At 51.5% G+C, this 16,224-nt stretch carries 16 protein-coding genes; 10 read left to right on the forward strand and 6 right to left on the reverse strand.

What is annotated here, in order from left to right; all coding sequences use genetic code 11:
- Positions 1-9: 9 nt before the first annotated feature.
- Entirely contained in the window at positions 10-420 is a 411-nt protein-coding gene (locus ACYU87_RS05785) for a hypothetical protein (RefSeq protein WP_461133074.1), read from the forward strand.
- A gap of 161 nt (positions 421-581) precedes the next feature.
- Complete coding sequence (locus ACYU87_RS05790; protein WP_461133075.1) at positions 582-884, forward strand: hypothetical protein; 303 nt, start codon at positions 582-584, stop codon at positions 882-884.
- Between the two features lie 51 nt (positions 885-935).
- Here the strand turns inward: ACYU87_RS05790 and ACYU87_RS05795 are convergent, their stop codons facing one another.
- Positions 936-1,844 carry a sugar phosphate isomerase/epimerase family protein gene (locus ACYU87_RS05795; protein ID WP_461133076.1) on the reverse strand — a complete coding sequence of 303 codons (909 nt, stop codon included), beginning with the start codon at positions 1,842-1,844 and terminating at the stop codon, positions 936-938.
- A 13-nt stretch (positions 1,845-1,857) separates the two neighbouring features.
- The gene (locus ACYU87_RS05800) at positions 1,858-3,228 is read right to left on the reverse strand and encodes an AGE family epimerase/isomerase (protein WP_461133077.1); all 1,371 of its coding nucleotides are present in this window, start codon (positions 3,226-3,228) and stop codon (positions 1,858-1,860) included.
- Between the two features lie 382 nt (positions 3,229-3,610).
- Here ACYU87_RS05800 and ACYU87_RS05805 point away from each other — a divergent pair, with 382 nt between their 5' ends.
- The 3 genes from ACYU87_RS05805 (at position 3,611) to ACYU87_RS05815 (ending at position 6,617) form a co-directional block, all read left to right on the forward strand.
- On the forward strand, positions 3,611-4,729 hold the full coding sequence (locus ACYU87_RS05805) for a glycoside hydrolase family 18 protein (protein ID WP_461133078.1): 1,119 nt from the start codon (positions 3,611-3,613) through the stop codon (positions 4,727-4,729).
- Positions 4,730-4,825: 96 nt separating this feature from the next.
- Positions 4,826-5,260, forward strand: coding sequence for a hypothetical protein (locus ACYU87_RS05810; RefSeq protein WP_461133079.1), 435 nt, complete (start codon positions 4,826-4,828; stop codon positions 5,258-5,260).
- A 79-nt stretch (positions 5,261-5,339) separates the two neighbouring features.
- Positions 5,340-6,617 carry a metal-dependent hydrolase family protein gene (locus ACYU87_RS05815; protein WP_461133080.1) on the forward strand — a complete coding sequence of 426 codons (1,278 nt, stop codon included), beginning with the start codon at positions 5,340-5,342 and terminating at the stop codon, positions 6,615-6,617.
- An 81-nt stretch (positions 6,618-6,698) separates the two neighbouring features.
- Here ACYU87_RS05815 and ACYU87_RS05820 read toward each other — a convergent pair whose 3' ends face one another.
- Positions 6,699-7,550: an alpha/beta fold hydrolase gene (locus ACYU87_RS05820; protein ID WP_461133081.1), complete on the reverse strand. Its 852-nt coding sequence runs from the start codon at positions 7,548-7,550 to the stop codon at positions 6,699-6,701.
- Between the two features lie 45 nt (positions 7,551-7,595).
- Positions 7,596-9,026, reverse strand: coding sequence for a glucuronate isomerase (uxaC, locus tag ACYU87_RS05825; RefSeq protein ID WP_461133082.1), 1,431 nt, complete (start codon positions 9,024-9,026; stop codon positions 7,596-7,598).
- 134 nt (positions 9,027-9,160) lie between these two features.
- On the opposite strand from uxaC, the gene ACYU87_RS05830 reads away from it, so the two are divergent.
- The 3 genes from ACYU87_RS05830 to ACYU87_RS05840 all read left to right on the forward strand — a co-directional run bounded on the left by ACYU87_RS05830 (position 9,161) and on the right by ACYU87_RS05840 (position 13,266).
- A complete protein-coding gene (locus ACYU87_RS05830) occupies positions 9,161-10,498 on the forward strand; it encodes an MFS transporter (RefSeq protein ID WP_461133083.1) in 1,338 nt (445 codons plus the stop codon).
- A gap of 50 nt (positions 10,499-10,548) precedes the next feature.
- A complete protein-coding gene (locus ACYU87_RS05835; RefSeq protein ID WP_461133084.1) occupies positions 10,549-11,541 on the forward strand; it encodes a PfkB family carbohydrate kinase in 993 nt (330 codons plus the stop codon).
- A gap of 216 nt (positions 11,542-11,757) precedes the next feature.
- Positions 11,758-13,266, forward strand: coding sequence for a tagaturonate reductase (locus tag ACYU87_RS05840; protein WP_461133085.1), 1,509 nt, complete (start codon positions 11,758-11,760; stop codon positions 13,264-13,266).
- Positions 13,267-13,378: 112 nt separating this feature from the next.
- Here ACYU87_RS05840 and ACYU87_RS05845 read toward each other — a convergent pair whose 3' ends face one another.
- On the reverse strand, positions 13,379-13,768 hold the full coding sequence (locus ACYU87_RS05845; RefSeq protein ID WP_461133086.1) for an HIT family protein: 390 nt from the start codon (positions 13,766-13,768) through the stop codon (positions 13,379-13,381).
- Positions 13,769-13,796: 28 nt separating this feature from the next.
- Positions 13,797-14,270: a transcription elongation factor GreA gene (greA, locus tag ACYU87_RS05850; RefSeq protein ID WP_461133087.1), complete on the reverse strand. Its 474-nt coding sequence runs from the start codon at positions 14,268-14,270 to the stop codon at positions 13,797-13,799.
- A gap of 312 nt (positions 14,271-14,582) precedes the next feature.
- Between greA and fmt the strand changes: the two genes are divergently transcribed.
- Both fmt and ACYU87_RS05860 read left to right on the forward strand, forming a co-directional pair.
- Entirely contained in the window at positions 14,583-15,560 is a 978-nt protein-coding gene (gene fmt, locus ACYU87_RS05855; protein ID WP_461133088.1) for a methionyl-tRNA formyltransferase, read from the forward strand.
- 155 nt (positions 15,561-15,715) lie between these two features.
- On the forward strand, positions 15,716-16,216 hold the full coding sequence (locus ACYU87_RS05860) for a dihydrofolate reductase (protein ID WP_461133089.1): 501 nt from the start codon (positions 15,716-15,718) through the stop codon (positions 16,214-16,216).
- The last annotated feature ends 8 nt before the right edge of the window (positions 16,217-16,224 follow it).

Consider the following 16,224-nt stretch of genomic DNA (forward strand, 5'->3'; position numbering starts at 1 on the left):
CGGTCGGTTATGCCGCGGCTAATTTTTGTCGGTCGGTATGTGACTCTTGCCGAGTTGGTGTGTCTTATAGCTTTCCACCGTAACACAGCAGGCAAGCTTTCGGGCACAACTATTTATATGAGTAAATTAGATATTGAACTTAATGCCGTTAATAATTTATCTTTTGTTGCTGACGCCTATCCTTACAGAGATAACCAAACGATTATGGTCGTACTCAAATCGCCCTTGCGAACTAGTCTCCCACCAGATCGTTCCATATTATCTTTTCAAGCTGCAGACTTCACCGTTTCAGCGGTGATCGAGGCCTATAAACAAGAGGTAGTCCTTTTTTTAATTGATACCCTACGCGTTGCCGAGGATCTTCTGAACAAATCGACGGTTTCCCAAATAGCTCACCTCAACCCAATTTTCCTGAATTAAACGACCTGTTGACGTAGTTATCGTACGCAGCATACGTGTGACGACCCTAACCAGCGGCACCCATTTGCCAATTGATTTATTTACCTTTTATCATTTATGTAAACTTTTTATTTACAAAGTATTAAATAGACCTATATTCGCAGCGAAAACCAAGCGCACGTATGTCTAATCTACTTTGTGAAATCGCCAAGGTCACAAAACTTCCCTTCGTTGCGGACGCTTACCTGTACAAAGATGGCCGAACGATTGTCGTTGTTCTCAAGCCAGAATTACGGGAAAGTCTACCTCTGAATCGGTCGATGTTGACATTACCGGCAGATGGCTTTTCGGTCGATGCCGTCCTGCAGGTTTACGAACAGGAAGTCGTTCTTTTTCTGGCTAAGGCTTCGCGCGATGCCGAACTTCTTTTAGTCAGGTCGACAAAGAGCAAACTAACGCACCTTGTGCCACTCAGTCTGAATTAATTATCCGAAAACCTAGTAAGCCTGTGTTACGATGGCAACGTACACGCTGGCTCACAGCTCGCTGAACTGTTGCTTAACCACGTCAATTCCCTGCTTTGCTTCCTTGTCGAAATCAGTCCAGTTGCACTCTAGGGATAGGCCACCGCTGTATTTAATTTTTTTCAGCGCTCTGAAGTATGGTTTGAAATCATCCCCTGCAATTCCTGGGGCCGTTCGTTTTTGTCTTTCGGCCAGATGACAGTGCACAATGTAGTCTTTGTACTTAATGATCTCTTCCGGCTTTTCGTCTTCCTTGAGCATGTGGTAAATGTCGCACTGGAGCTTAAACCACGGGTTGTTGACTGCCTGAATAATGTCTACGCCATCGGCCAGACTATTGATAAAATTGGTTTCGCCCCGGTTTAGCGGTTCTACAGCCAGCGTAACGCCATGTTTTTCAGCCAATGGGGCCATTTTTTTACAAAGCTCGATATGCTGGGCTTTTGCTTTATCCCGGTCGAAACCGTCGGGTATAGCCCGCGAACCACCGCTCCCAAACACAATATTCTTCGAACCACACTCTTTGGCCCGCTTCAGCGCCAGATCGGCGCGCTGCAAAATAGCTTCGTGGTGTACCGTTGGCCCCACCGATTTTAAGCTACCAGGAAAAAAATAGATGTACGACAGAATGGGGATTCCCGTTGTTTTTAACTGCTCCAGGTTTCGGGCATAAGCTTCCTCCCCCCCATCAGGCAGCAAAAAACGACCGACGCTTTCTTCGACAAACGAACACCCCAATTCTTTCAGCATTGCCGCTTTCTCGTAAGGTGCACATACCCCCAGGGGCGGCATGAAGGGAGCTTTATCAGCCAACAACGGCCATGCTTCGGCAAGTGAATTAACCCCGACAGCCCCCGCCAGCGCAGCAACTGATGCTTTTATAAAGCGTCTCCTCGACGGCTCCTGTTTAGTTTGTGTCATGTACTTGGTAACTCTATTTACCTGTATGGCCCGCCGGACTCTCCCGCGATTGATCGACGCAACTTGTCAGAGCCCGGTACGTGTGGTACGTGGCTTTCCAGATATGGCCCTTTTGGCCCATACGGCGCTGGGGGTCTTTATCCAGTCCTTCCTCATACCAGTCACCATGTTCGTGGTCAATCAGATAGGTCTGACAGTATTGCCAAAGCAGTTTATACTTGTTAAAATACTGCATGGGGTCATGGGGATACTTGTTCGCCATGAGTAGCAGCGTGTTCAGACCCTCCGCCTGTGACCACCAGTTTTTGCTTTCCCGGATGATAGACATGCCGGGTTTATCCTTGAAATAATAGCCCTGGTCGTAGAAGCCCCCCACCGATTTGTCGAAGCCCATAGCCAGAGCATGATCGACCATTCGTTTGCTTACCTTGCGGGTTGTTTCGTCGTTTTTCAGACCCAGCGCATGAGAGGCTTCGAGCATCAGGTAAGCGGTCTCGACATCATGCCCAAACGAAACGTGGTCCAGATTGCGGTGCTTCAGGACGACGGCTTCCGACGAATCCTGAAACGAAACGGGGGTCCAGTCGGGCTGGAAAAATAAGATCAGATTGCCTTTGGGCGTCGTGATTTTATCCCGAATCAGGAAAAGCATTTCGGTCAGGCGCTCCCGAACCCGTGGATTCGGCCAGACGGCGTAGAGTTCGGTCAGAGCTTCGAGCAGGTGGATGGAACTGTTCTGGTCTTTGTAGCCCAGATCCGAGGTAGACGGCACCGCAGCACCCCGTTTGATGGGCGAACCATCCCGTTGCAGATGCTGAAAATAACCTTTATGGACCGGATCATGGCTGTGCTGTTCCAGCCAGTTGAATGTCTTTTTCGCCAGGTTCAGCGCGGCCGTATCCCTCGACATATGGTAGTAGGCGCTCAGGGCATAGAGACCAAATGCGTTGCCGTAAGCTTCTTTGTTGCCGACTCCTTTGAGCGTTCCTTTCCGGTCGACCAACGTATAGAAACCCCCGTATTCCTTGTCCCACATCTTGTCCCGCAGAAACTGAAAACCATGTCGGGAATCGTTCTTGTAGTGAGCAGTCGAAGGATACCGTTCGGCGGCTTTGGCGGTTGTCCAGACGTGGCGGGCCTGGGTTACAATCATTTTATCCTGTGCTCCCGTTGGCTTGAAATCGTAGGTAAATGCGCTAAGAAACCCGCCAAACTCCTGATCAACTGCCAGCGGATACCAATAGGTAAGCACCTCCGTACGAACGGACTTTTCCATTTCGGCCGCAATCCGGGATCGTTCAGCGTTTGTCTGCTGGGCCAGACCAAGGTGCGTCAGCCCGATCGTCAGCAAGCCGACGCCAATCGTCACTACGCTGTTTTTCATAAAGTCATGTTTAGGAGTCGATTCGTCTCGGTCATCCCGGCGCGTATGCTGGATTTTATTCAACAGAAAACCCGACATATCCGGCATACACAGACAAAGGAAGAATCGTAGCAGAATTTAACTACTTGCTGACTCCGTGCGTCGTTAAACTATAGTTGAGCTTTTTGATAATACTGGTACAAATGACCTGCCTATACGATCAATAGCTTACTGATAGTCATGCAGGCAGATTCACAAAAATTCGGGTTACCCTAAGTAGGCTGTCTTATTTTTAGGTTTACCATACAAAGATACCCGTTAACCCGTTTTCGACCGGGGTGCAACTGCGGCAACAGCAGGGGTAAATCCGGCCGTTACAATCTCCACTAGACCGACACAGTTCATGCGCCGACTTTTTTATTTACTCTCGTTTCTGACCGTGGCAGCTGGCCTACAGGCAGGAAGCAAGCCCGAACCGAAAACCAAACCAATTGTACTGGCCTACGTGGGTGGTTTTCGCGGTTTGGTAAACACCGATAATATGGCTGCCGAAAAACTGACGCACATCAACTATGCCTTTGTGGATGTCCGCAAGAACAGGGCCTGGCTACATAATCTCGCGACCGACTCAACCAATTTCAAGCGCCTGAACCAGCTCAAACTTCGGAATCCCGATCTTAAAATCCTGATTTCGATTGGCGGCTGGGCCTGGAGTGAGAACTTTTCCGATGCCGTGGTGAGCGATACGGGGCGTATCGCGTTTGCGGCTTCGGCAGTAGACATTGTTCGGGAGTACCAACTCGATGGCATCGATATCGACTGGGAGTACCCGGGTATGAAAGGGGAGGACAATGTCTTTCGGCCGGAAGACAGAGAAAATTTCACCCTGCTGTTCAAGTCCCTGCGAGAACAGTTGACCAGCCTGAAGCAACAAACGGGCAAAAATTACCTGGTAACGACGGCGCTGCCCGGATTTGACGCCATTTTCACCCATACTGACATGGCGAAGGCGCAGCAATACCTGGATTACGTCAATGTAATGTCGTATGACTTTTTCACCGGAGGGCCACTGGCGGGTCACCACACAAACCTATACGCATCGGGTAAAGTGGCTAACGAAACCTCGGGCGACCGGGCCGTGAAGCTTTACGAGAAAGCAGGCGTTCCTACCGAAAAACTTGTGCTGGGCATTGCCTTTTACGGGCGAGCCTGGCAGTTACAAACGGGCAATCCAAAAGCCCATCCCAGAACCATCACGAAAGTAGAACGGGGCGGAGGATACACCTTCATCAGGGACAGTTTACTTACAAATCCGGCTTACAAACGGTATTGGGACCGGAAAGCAAAAGCCCCCTATCTGTACAATGCCGACCTGAAACGGTTTGTCTCCTACGACGATGAAGAGTCGGTAAAAGCCAAATGCCGGTACGTAAAAAAACATGGCCTGGCCGGTGTCATGTTCTGGGAGTACTTCAGCGATCCCAAAAATTATTTATTGAGCGAGATTAACCGACAATTATAGCGGGCTATACAGGTGCCTTTTTTTGTTTTCAGTGCCCCTTTATTACAACCCTTTTTTGTAGACTGGTGTCTTTACAGGAAATCACGTGGCTGTACTATGCTATACTCAATAAAACGCCTTTCTGGTTTACTCGTTATTGGCACGCTTCTCTTTTCAGCCTGTAAATCCTCCGATACAACCCCATCCGACTCTATTTCACTGGGGTTGCACCAATCGGGCCGATTGAGTTCAGATATTCTTGTTCGGGCCGATTCAATTCAGGATAGCCGATGTCCGATAAATGCCAATGTTGTCTGCCTCTGGGGAGGGCAGGCTAAGGTTCACTTGATGCTGTCAAAAAATTCCGATTCAACGGCGGTTCGGCTGTCGTTGGGTGCTGATCCGGGCAGCACCAACAAACGGCCCGACTCAACAACCGTTTCGCTGAGGAACGAAACCTACAAAGTGATTTTGCGCGAGGTAAACCCTTATCCAGATTTGAATAAGATCGGCCAACCGCAAACGGCTGTGGTACAGGTATCAAAATTATAAGGGTTGTTCAGTAGCTTTTTGTATTTTGAAGGCTGCGACGTACTGTCGCAGCTTTTTTTGTACCCAACTAACTTCTTTTATGAGAAAACTGTATTTAGTGGCAGGCTTGTCTTTGTTGGCCGCTCCTCTTTTTGCCCAACGGACATTAATTCATTGCGGTAATCTCTTCGACGGGGTCAGCAATGGCTTACAGCCGCAAATGACCGTAGTCGTCGAAGGAAACAAGATCACCGCTGTTCAGAAAGGCTACACAAACCCCGCCGGTCAGGATCGGGTGCTGGACATGAAGTCGAAAACCGTTTTACCCGGCCTGATCGACATGCACGTTCATCTGGAGAGCCAGACGCGCCGGGGCGGGGCCATTGACGGCTTTACCAAGAACCCATCCGACGTTGCCTATCAGGCGGCTCAGTACGCTAAAACAACATTGCTGGCCGGTTTTACGACCGTTCGCGATTTGGGAGGCTCTGGGGTAAACGTGTCACTTCGTAACGCCATCAATGCCGGGTTGGTCGATGGTCCACGGGTGCTGACGGTTGGAAAATCCATTGCCACAACGGGCGGCCACGCTGACCCGACCAATGGTTACCGGAAAGATCTGATGGGTGATCCCGGTCCGGAAGATGGCGTCATCAACAGTCCGGAAGACGCCCGAAAAGCTGTTCGCCAGCGGTACAAAGATGGCGCTGATCTGATCAAGATCACGGCCACCGGGGGTGTACTCAGCAACGCGAAAGATGGTTCGGGCGCTCAGTTTACGGAGGAAGAAGTAAAAGCGGTAGTGGACGCGGCCAAAGATTATGGCTTTGCCGTAGCAGCCCACGCCCACGGAGCCGAAGGCATGAAACGCGCTATCCGAGCAGGGGTGCAGACCATCGAACACGGCACGCTGATGGACGATGAAGCGATCGAGTTGTTCAAAAAATACGGGACCTATTACGTGCCAACGATCATTGCCGGTAAAACAGCCGCCGATTCGGCCCGGCATTTTGGGTACTATCCGCCCCTGGTAACGCCAAAGGCGCTGGCGATTGGCCCAAAGATTCAGGCTACGTTTGCCAAAGCGTACAAAGCAGGCGTCAAGATTGCATTCGGTACCGATGCGGGCGTTTACATTCACGGTTTCAACGCCAAAGAGTTCGAGTATATGGTTGAAGCAGGCATGCCACCGGTAGAAGCCATCAAAGCGGCCCTGATGACCAACGCGAAGCTGCTGGGCATGAATGCCCAAATCGGTTCTGTGGAAACGGGCAAGTTCGCCGACATCATTGCGGTAGATGAAAACCCAATCCAGAACATCAAAACTCTGCAAGCCGTCCGCTTTGTGATGAAAGACGGGAAGGTTTACAAACAATAAGATAGCGTATAAACCAGCGGGCTAATTAATCAGTTGGGAACACGGGCCAGGAGGACACGGTCCACGGTCCCAACTGATTAATTAGCCCGCCAGTATCAATTCATTAACGCGCAGGGCCTCTTCGTGCTGAACCCAGTGGGTTGCTTCCTCGAAGAACACCACACGGCCGTTGTCGCACAGATCAATACTGAGCTGGGCCATCTCACGCTTCAGAAATTTATCGCGGGCACCCCAGATCAGTAGTGTCGGTACGGTGACCCGGATAGACGGACGTTTAATCGGTGGTACTCGAAGCGCGGCCCGGTACCAGTTAATCATGGATTTGATAGCCCCCGGCTGTAGCCAGGCCGCCTTGTACTGCACTAAATCAGCTCGCTTAAATGTTCCGGGACGGCTGCTGCCCAATAGCGTCTTAACCAGGGGTGTTGCGTTCCCCCTTCGGAATAGGAACTCGGGCAACACAGGCAACTGAAAAAAGCCAATATACCAGCTTCGCAGCATCTGACCCACATCACGGCTGGCAACTTTCTTCATCACGATCGGGTGCGGTACATTCAGGACAACCAGCCGCTCGACCCGCTCCGGAAACGAAACAGCCGTCCACCAGGCTACGGCGGCTCCCCAGTCGTGACCCACCACCACGGCCTTTTGTCGGCCGGCGGCATTGATCAAACCAATCACATCCGCCACCAGTATATCCAGCGCGTAGGCCTTGACGTCAGTGGGCTTCTCACTCAGGTTATATCCCCGCTGATCGGGCGCCCAAACCCGAAAACCGGCCTCCGCTAAGGCATCAATCTGTTGTTTCCAGCCATACCAGAATTCCGGAAAGCCGTGCAGTAAAATAATGAGCGGTCCCTCCGTAGGTCCGGCCTGAACCACGTGCAACCGTACCGGAGACGAGCCGTTTATGTCGACAAACGTGTGCGTCATGGACAGAAGAGAAACTGGTTAAGTCAGCAGTAGGTCCGTTACATTCTAGAAACCAAAATACGATTCGGCGTTCCGGTAACAGATGTCCTGAATAATCTGCCCGACCCAGTCAATATCGTTCGGTAACTCGCCATTTTCGATGTCGTTTCCGAACAGGTTGCAGAGAATTCGCCGGAAATACTCGTGGCGGCTGTACGACACAAAACTGCGCGAGTCGGTAAGCATGCCCACAAAAGCACTCAGCAGCCCCATGTTCGAGATGGCATTGATCTGCTTCTCCATGCCATCTTTCTGATCGAGAAACCACCAGCCGGAGCCGAACTGTACTTTCCCCCGAACGGAGCCGTCGTTGAAGTTGCCGACCATGGTAGCGATCACTTCGTTATCAGCCGGATTGAGGTTATACAAAATCGTTTTGGCCAGTTTGTTCCGGTCGTCCAGCCCACCCAGGAAGCGGGACATTGAAGCCGCCTGCGGAAAATCGCCGATACTATCCCAGCCCGTGTCGGGGCCAAGATCGCGTAGCCGACGGATGTTGTTGTTCCGGAGGGCACCCAGGTGAAACTGCTGCGTCCAGCCTTTTTCGTGATCCCATTCGGCAAACTGCACCAGCATAAAAGACTTGAATTTCAGCACATCGGCCGGTGGTACGGCAACGCCCCGGTGCAAATGGTCGAATATTCGCTGAACATCGCCCTCTTTATACGGCTCGGCATAAATCATTTCCAGACCATGATCGGATAAGCGGCAACCCATCTCGGCAAAATAGTCGTGCCTGGCTTTCAGTGCCTCTACATAGTCCGTCAGCGTTAGAATCTCCCGCTTCGTTACCTCACCCAGCTTGCTGATATAGGCCCGAAACGCGATTGGGTCTTCGGCCGCCATAGCCTTGTCGGGGCGGAAAGTAGGCCGTACTTTCGTCCGGAACCCGGTGTCGCTCCCACCCTGCTCCTGAGCCACCTTACGATGGTGTTCGAGCGAATCCAGCGGATCATCGGTCGTACACACCACCCGAACATCAAAATGAGTGAGCAGGGCACGCGTAGACAGCTGCGGCAATTGTTCATTGCACACGTCATAGATCGAGCGCGCCGTCGATGGATTGAGTACGTCCGTGATGCCAAACGGATTTTTCAACTCCAGGTGCGACCAGTGGTACAACGGGTTCCGCAGCGTATAGGGAATGGTTTCGGCCCATTTCTCAAACTTCTCCCAATCAGTCGCCTGGCCGGTGCAGTACTGTTCAGGAACTCCGTGCGTACGCATAGCCCGCCATTTATAATGATCGCCATGCAGCCAAAGCTGCGTTATGTTCTCAAACTGACGGTCGGCGGCAATCTGATCGGGAGGCAGATGGCAGTGATAATCGATGATCGGCATCTGCCGGGCATAGTCATGATATAGCCGACGAGCTGTTTCGGTTTGCAGCAGAAAGTCGTCGGACAGAAACGTGGACGCAGGAGCAAGTGTGTGCATGCGGATTAAAGCAGAAGTCGGTTTAATTCTCCCGGCTCTACCGTATTTTTTTACAGACCACTAACTTACAACGCAGGTAAGGTAAAAAAGTACCCTCGCTGACTTTTCTCTCAATAATTCTGGTTGATTTACAAATGCCCACCCCTTCTGGCCGTTTTCGCTGGCGTATTGTTGCGTTGCTCTTTCTGGCAACGACCATAAACTACATAGACCGGCAGGTATTGTCGTTCACCATGACGGATGAGTTGTTTCGGAAAGAAATGCTGGGTGTCGCTCCCGATGCCGTACTCACCAGAGAAGCCACCGACCGGTTCAAAGTGCTCTACGGCGATGTCGATGCGGCTTTCAAGTTTGCCTATGCCATCGGGTTTCTGCTGGTGGGCTGGCTCATCGACAAAATAGGCACCAAACGAGGATTTTCGCTGGGCATTCTAGTCTGGAGCGTGGCGGCTGTCGCTACGGCTTTCGTGAACACCATTGCCGGGCTACGCTGGATGCGGGCCTTGCTGGGCCTCGGCGAAGCAGCCAACTTTCCATCGTCGATAAAAACCGTGGCCGAATGGTTTCCCCGGCGCGAGCGATCTTTTGCCAACGGCCTCTTCAATGCGGGAACCAACGTGGGCATTATTCTGACGGCACTGGCCGTGCCGTATCTGATTCTGGCCTTTGGCTGGCGTAGCTCCTTTCTGATTACGGGCGTGATGGGATTTGTTCTTCTTATTTTCTGGTGGCTGATGTACAGTAAACCCGAACGAAACCCGAACCTGTCGCCCGAAGAGCTGACCTATATTCGAAAAGACGACGAACGGTTACCCCCCTTGAACGTCTCCTGGGGTCAGTTGCTGGGGTATAAACAAACGTGGGCGTTCGCCATTGGCAAATTTATGGCCGATCCGATCTGGTGGTTTTATATGTCGTGGCTCCCCGATTTTTTTAATTCAAACGACGCCCTCAACGAACGGCTCGATCTGAAAAGTTTCGGCATTCCATTCCTCATCATTTATGTCGTTTCCGACGCAGGCAGCGTCTTTTTTGGCTGGCTCAGCACACAGTTCATGCGCTGGGGCTGGTCGGCCAACCGCGCCAGAAAAACAACCATGCTCATTTGCGCCCTGTGCGTCGTGCCTATTTTCTTTGCGGCTCAAACCAACAGCCTGACCGTTGCGATGGCGCTCATCGCTCTGGCGACAGCTGCTCACCAGGGCTGGTCGGCCAATATGTATACCTTTGCCTCGGACCTGTTCCCCCGAAATGTCGTCGCTTCCGTAACCGGTATTGGCGGTATGTTTGGTGCAGTGGGCGGTATCTTACTGGCCTTGCTGTCGGGTCGAATTATTACGGCTTTTGGCTACCTGCCGATGTTTATCGTGGCCAGTTGTTCCTATTTGATAGCGCTGGTTATTATTCATCTGGTCTTACCGAAATTAGAGCCGGTGCGAACCGAAGAGCTAATGAGCGAGTATAGTGCCTAGAGGACGTTGTAATACATCTTTTACAGTCACGTTTAGAACCCATCGTACCCATGAAAATTGTCACCTTCGGCGAAGTGATGCTTCGCCTGAGTCCGCCCGGCGTCGAACGGTTTACTCAAACCGATACACTAGGTATGCATTTTGGGGGCACCGAAGCCAATGTGGCCGTGTCACTCGCCCAGTTTGGTTTGCAGGCTACTCATATTACCCGTTTTCCAGACCACGCGCTTGGCCGGGCAGCTTCGGGTTACCTTCGTAAATACGCCGTCAGCACCGAGCATATCCGGTATGGCGACGGTCGGCTGGGTCTTTACTTCCTGGAAACGGGGGCCGGTAGTCGCGCCAGCCAGATCATTTACGACCGGGTCGATTCTGCGTTTGCCCGCATTCGCCCGGATGAGATCGACTGGGAACCCATCCTGACGGGCGCGTCGTGGTTCCACTGGACAGGCATCACCCCTGCCCTCTCGCAGGGCGCAGCCGATTGTTTGCTGGCAGGCATACAGACCGCCAACCGGCTGGGTGTTCCGGTTTCGGCCGATATCGTTTACCGGAGTAATTTGTGGCAATATGGGAAAACGCCCCAGGAAATTATGCCTGCTCTAACGGAAGGGTGCACCCTGGTACTGGGCAGCAAAAATCTTTTCTCCGAACTATATGGCGTGGTGGGTAGCACATTTCAGGAATCGGGCCGGGCTCTGATGAAGCATTTCCCCAACGTGCGCTACATCACGGACACAAAACGACGGTCGGTCAGTGCCTCGCACAACCAGCTGTCGGCCAAGCTGTTCGATGGGCAGGACGTCTACAAATCGCGAATCTACGACATCAATCCCATTACGGATCGCATTGGTACGGGCGATGCGTACGTGGCGGGGCTGATTTACGGCTTACTGACGTTCAACGACTTGCAGCGGGCCATTGAATTTGGCGCAGCGGCTTCGGCTTTGAAGCATACCATTCCGGGTGATGTCAATCTGGCCTCCATTGCCGAAGTTGACACGCTGGCCAACGGCGACAGTTCCGGCAAACTGAAGCGGTAAGGTTTCCGGAAACAGGCAACGCGCAAAGAGGCCAGCGCCTGAAGCCAGCCTTGGCCGATTACCGACGAATGGCGCTTTTGATAAAATTGCCGTTAAGCGTAACGATGTAGTTCGTATTATTGCTGAATTATGACCAATCAAGGCGAAACGTCAAGTATAGTTAATAGTAAATCCGTCTGACTGATGACCGCAGGTCCGCTTGCTGCACACCCAACCATGGCTAAATTAACCCGTTCAACCCATCCCGCTCCCGTTTTCCCCGAAAAGATTTTACAGTTCGGTACTGGTGTCCTTTTACGTGGCTTACCCGATTACCTGGTACAAAAAGCCAATAGCGAAGGGCGATTTGAAGGCTCTATCGTTGTTGTAAAATCGACCGATAGCCAGACCGACGAATTTTCGGAACAGGACAACCTGTATACGGTTGCCGTTCGGGGACTTCAGCAAGGGAAGGAGGTATCAGAAAATACCATCGTGTCGGCTATTAGCCGGGTGTTAGCCGCTCAGACTCAGTGGAACGATGTGCTGGTTCTGGCCCGGAATCCAAAATTGCAGATCATCATCTCCAATACAACCGAAATTGGGTTAAACTACGTTGAGGAAAGTATTTTCCAACACCCTCCGCAATCCTTTCCGGCCAAGTTAACAGCCTTTTTGTATGAGCGGTTTCGCAGCGTCGGCGGCTCAAAAGCGAAAGGACTCGTTGTTATTCCTACCGAACTCGTTACCGATAACGGGCTAAAACTGCGGGACGCCGTTGAACAACTGGCTCAATTCAATGAACTGGGCAAGCTATTTACCAAATGGCTCAAGTTCCACGTCCGGTTTTGTAACTCGCTTGTTGACCGCATCGTTACCCGCCCCACCGAAAGCGCTCAGCAACTGGTGCAGCAGGAAACGGGTTACGAAGATGATCTGCTTACGTTTACCGAACCCTACCATCTCTGGGCCATTGAGGGCGACGACCGCGTTCGGGAAACCCTTTCGTTTGCGGGGCCATCTACCCCCCAGATCATTATCGACGAAGATATAAATTTCTATAAAGAGCGCAAGCTGAGGGTGTTAAACGGTACGCACACGCTCACAATGCCGCTGGGCTACCTGCTGGGGCTGGAAACGGTGGCCGACGAGATGCTCCACCCGGCAATGAGCAAGTTCGTTGAGTCGCTGATGCTGAAGGAGATTGTGCCAACTGTACCCGACTATGGCATTCCGGGGATGGACAAAGCGGCCGTGGAACAGTTTGCCCATGATGTACTGGACCGATTCCGAAACCCGCACCTCGACCATTTGCTGCTCAATATTTCATTACAGCAGACGGCTAAAATGCAGGCTCGCAATGTTCCAACGCTGCAACGGTATTACGAGCAGTTTAACAAGGTACCCCAGTTAATGGCGCTTGGCTTTGCTGCCTATCTGCTGTTCATGAAAGCAGTACGGGAAGAAAAGGGACAGTTTTTCGGCGAGATCGCGCTGCCGAGTGGTGGCAAACTCAACTACCCCATTCGTGATGACAAAGCCGGTTATTTCTATGGTGACTGGAAAACTGTTAAAGGGCGTACTCCGGTAACCGTACAGGAATTTGTAAAAAGCGTTTTGTCAGACACCAAGCTATGGCAAGTAGATTTGACCACGCTACCAGGTTTCAACGAGGCTGTCGCGAAGTACTTACATTCACTGCTCACGCTGGGCATTGTCAAAACGCTGGAAGGCGCCGTTGAATAAGCGAATACAGTCAGCACAGGCGCTGGCTGTTCGAGGCCCCACCTCATAGCCTTATACACAGCAGGGCGGGCAAGTATACTTGTCCGCCCTGCTGTGTGTTGACGAATCAAAATCACAAAAAGCTTCTGATTTTCTCGGCGGTTGCCGCCAGTTCGTCCTGGCTGGGCTTCATTTTGTTCTGAAAATTCATGTCGGCCATGGCGTTCATCGGTATCAGGTGAACGTGTGCGTGGGGCACTTCCAGCCCGATGACCGCTACACCAATACGCAGGCAGGGCACAGCTTTTTCAATGGCCGGAGCCACCTTTTTAGCGAAAGCCATTAAGCCCAGGTAGTGCTCATCATCCAGATCAAACAGATAGTCTACCTCTTTTTTGGGAATAACGAGCGTGTGCCCGGTCGTCGTCGGCATAACGTCCAGGAAAGCAAGATAGTCGTCTGTTTCAGCGATTTTGTGCGCCGGAATTTCACCAGCAACGATTCGGGAGAAGATGGAAGCCATAAGTGCAATGGTGAATCATCCGTTAGGTTTACCGGGCAATTTCGATGACTGTAAACTCCAGTACACCAGCCGGCACTTTGATCTCGGCCGTTTCGCCAACCCGCTTGCCAAGCAGCCCTTTCCCAATGGGCGAACCCACCGAAATACGACCCGCTTTCAGGTCAGCTTCTTCTTCCGAAACCAGCGTATAGAGCATTTCAGCCCCGCTTTTTACATTTTTGATTTTTACCTTCGACAGAACCGAAACCAGCGAAGTATCAATTGTCGACTCATCCAGAACGCGGGCGTTTGACAATACTTCTTCGAGTTTCGATATTTTCAGTTCGTGCAGGCCCTGTGCATCTTTGGCCGCATCGTACTCAGCATTTTCGCTAAGATCCCCCTTGTCACGTGCTTCGGCAATCTGGTGGGCAATCGCAGTCCGTCCTTTGGTTTTTAACTCTACTAATTCAGCTTTGAGCCGGTTGAGTCCTTCTTCGGTGTAATATGAAATCTTTGCCATAATATAATAGTACTAACTCGTTGTTCTTTTTGATTCGGTGCGCTCCTTAAAAACAAAAAGAACGGCCCGCCGACCGTTCTGCAACCAAATTGGTTTTCTTTGCAAACGCGTCAGAGTCGCCGTCGGGTTTCCGAAGCGCTCGGTTTATGAACATAATAACTTATTCGTCGCATTGGCTAAGCCATTTACTGGCCGGTCACATTCGTTTACAAGGCGTTCGGAGCAACGCGTCTTGTGATACAAAAGTAAAAATACTTCCCGGCTATATCAACACATAGTCGCGGGCCTACGTAAAAAACGATCTACTGATTCATGCCACAGCCACTTCGCCTTGTGTTTATGGGCACGCCCGATTTTGCCGTCGCCAGCCTTCAGCGGCTCCTGAGCGCCGGTTGCCAGGTTGTTGCCGTTGTTACAGCCCCCGACCGGCCTTCGGGACGCGGACTTCAGCTTACGCCTTCTCCCGTTAAGAAAGCGGCCGAAGCGGCTAATTTACCGGTTCTGCAACCCGAAAAACTCCGCGACCCGGCCTTTCTAGAACAGCTAGCCAGCTACAAAGCTGATCTTCAGATCGTTGTTGCGTTTCGAATGCTACCCGAAGCCGTCTGGAGTATGCCCACTATTGGCACATTCAATTTACACGGCTCATTGCTACCACAGTACCGGGGGGCAGCCCCTATCAACTGGGCCATTATCAACGGAGAGACCGAAACCGGTGTCACCACTTTTTTTATCGAGAAGGAAATTGATACGGGCCAGATGATCTTTCAGGATTACGAACCTATTTACCCCGACGATACGGCTGGAGCGGTTCATGATCGGCTAATGGAGCGCGGAGCCAATCTGGTCCTGAAAACCGTTCATGCCATCGAAGCGGGTGCTTATCCGCGCACACCGCAACCGGAGTCTCACGACCTGAAACCAGCCCCCAAGCTAAGCCGCGAAACAACCGAAATCAACTGGAACCAGCCCGCCGTAACGATTCGAAATTTTGTGCGGGGCCTGTCTCCCTACCCAGCAGCCTGGACAAAAATTAATGGTAAGGTATTCAAGATTTACGCGGTGTCTATTGTTGACGAATCGTTAGATACTAACTCTGCTACTCCCAAGGAAATAGCAGGTTATCTACTCACCAAGACTTCGGCTAGTATTGGTGAAGTTAAGACCGATGGTAAAATAACAATAGTTGTGAAAGTGGCCGATGGCTGGCTCCAGATTGACGCCCTACAGGCTGAAGGCAAACGACGCATGACCGCCGAGGAATTCCTGCGTGGCAATCGGTTGAATTAAGCTATACCAATGACTAACGCCAACCGCTCCCTCTCTTCCATAGTGGGTGTCTTCACACACCACCTAACCGGATGATGGACTGACGCAAATGTGGTGTGTACAGTTAGGCGCCACGGAGGCAAACACTCTTTCACTCATTCGCTCTTTCACTCTTTATGAAAATCAGTTTAATTGCTGCGGTTGCCCAAAACGGTGTTATTGGCCGCGATAACGACATGATCTGGCATTTGCCCGATGACTTCGCTTTTTTCAAGCGCAAGACCAGCCACCATCCCATCATTATGGGCCGTAAGTCGCTGGAGGCCCTGGGCAAACCCCTACCCAATCGCACAAATATTGTCATTACCCGTAACCCGGATTTTACCGCCACAGGCGTAATTGTCGTGCATACACTCGATGATGCCCTTGCCGAAGCAAAAAAGGCAGAGCGGGCTACCGACGAAATCTTTGTGATTGGCGGGGCCGAGATCTACAAAATGGCGCTACCCCTTGCCACCACTCTTCACCTGACTGAAATTCACCAGGCTTACGAAGGAGATGCCTATTTCCCGGCCTTCGACAAAAGAGAGTGGATCGAAGTAAGCCGACGCCCTCACTCTATTGACGATCGCCATGCTGCAGCCTTCGATTTTGTCGAGTATGAGCGAAAAAAGTAGCCGTTCGG

The organism is Spirosoma lituiforme, from assembly GCF_054776635.1.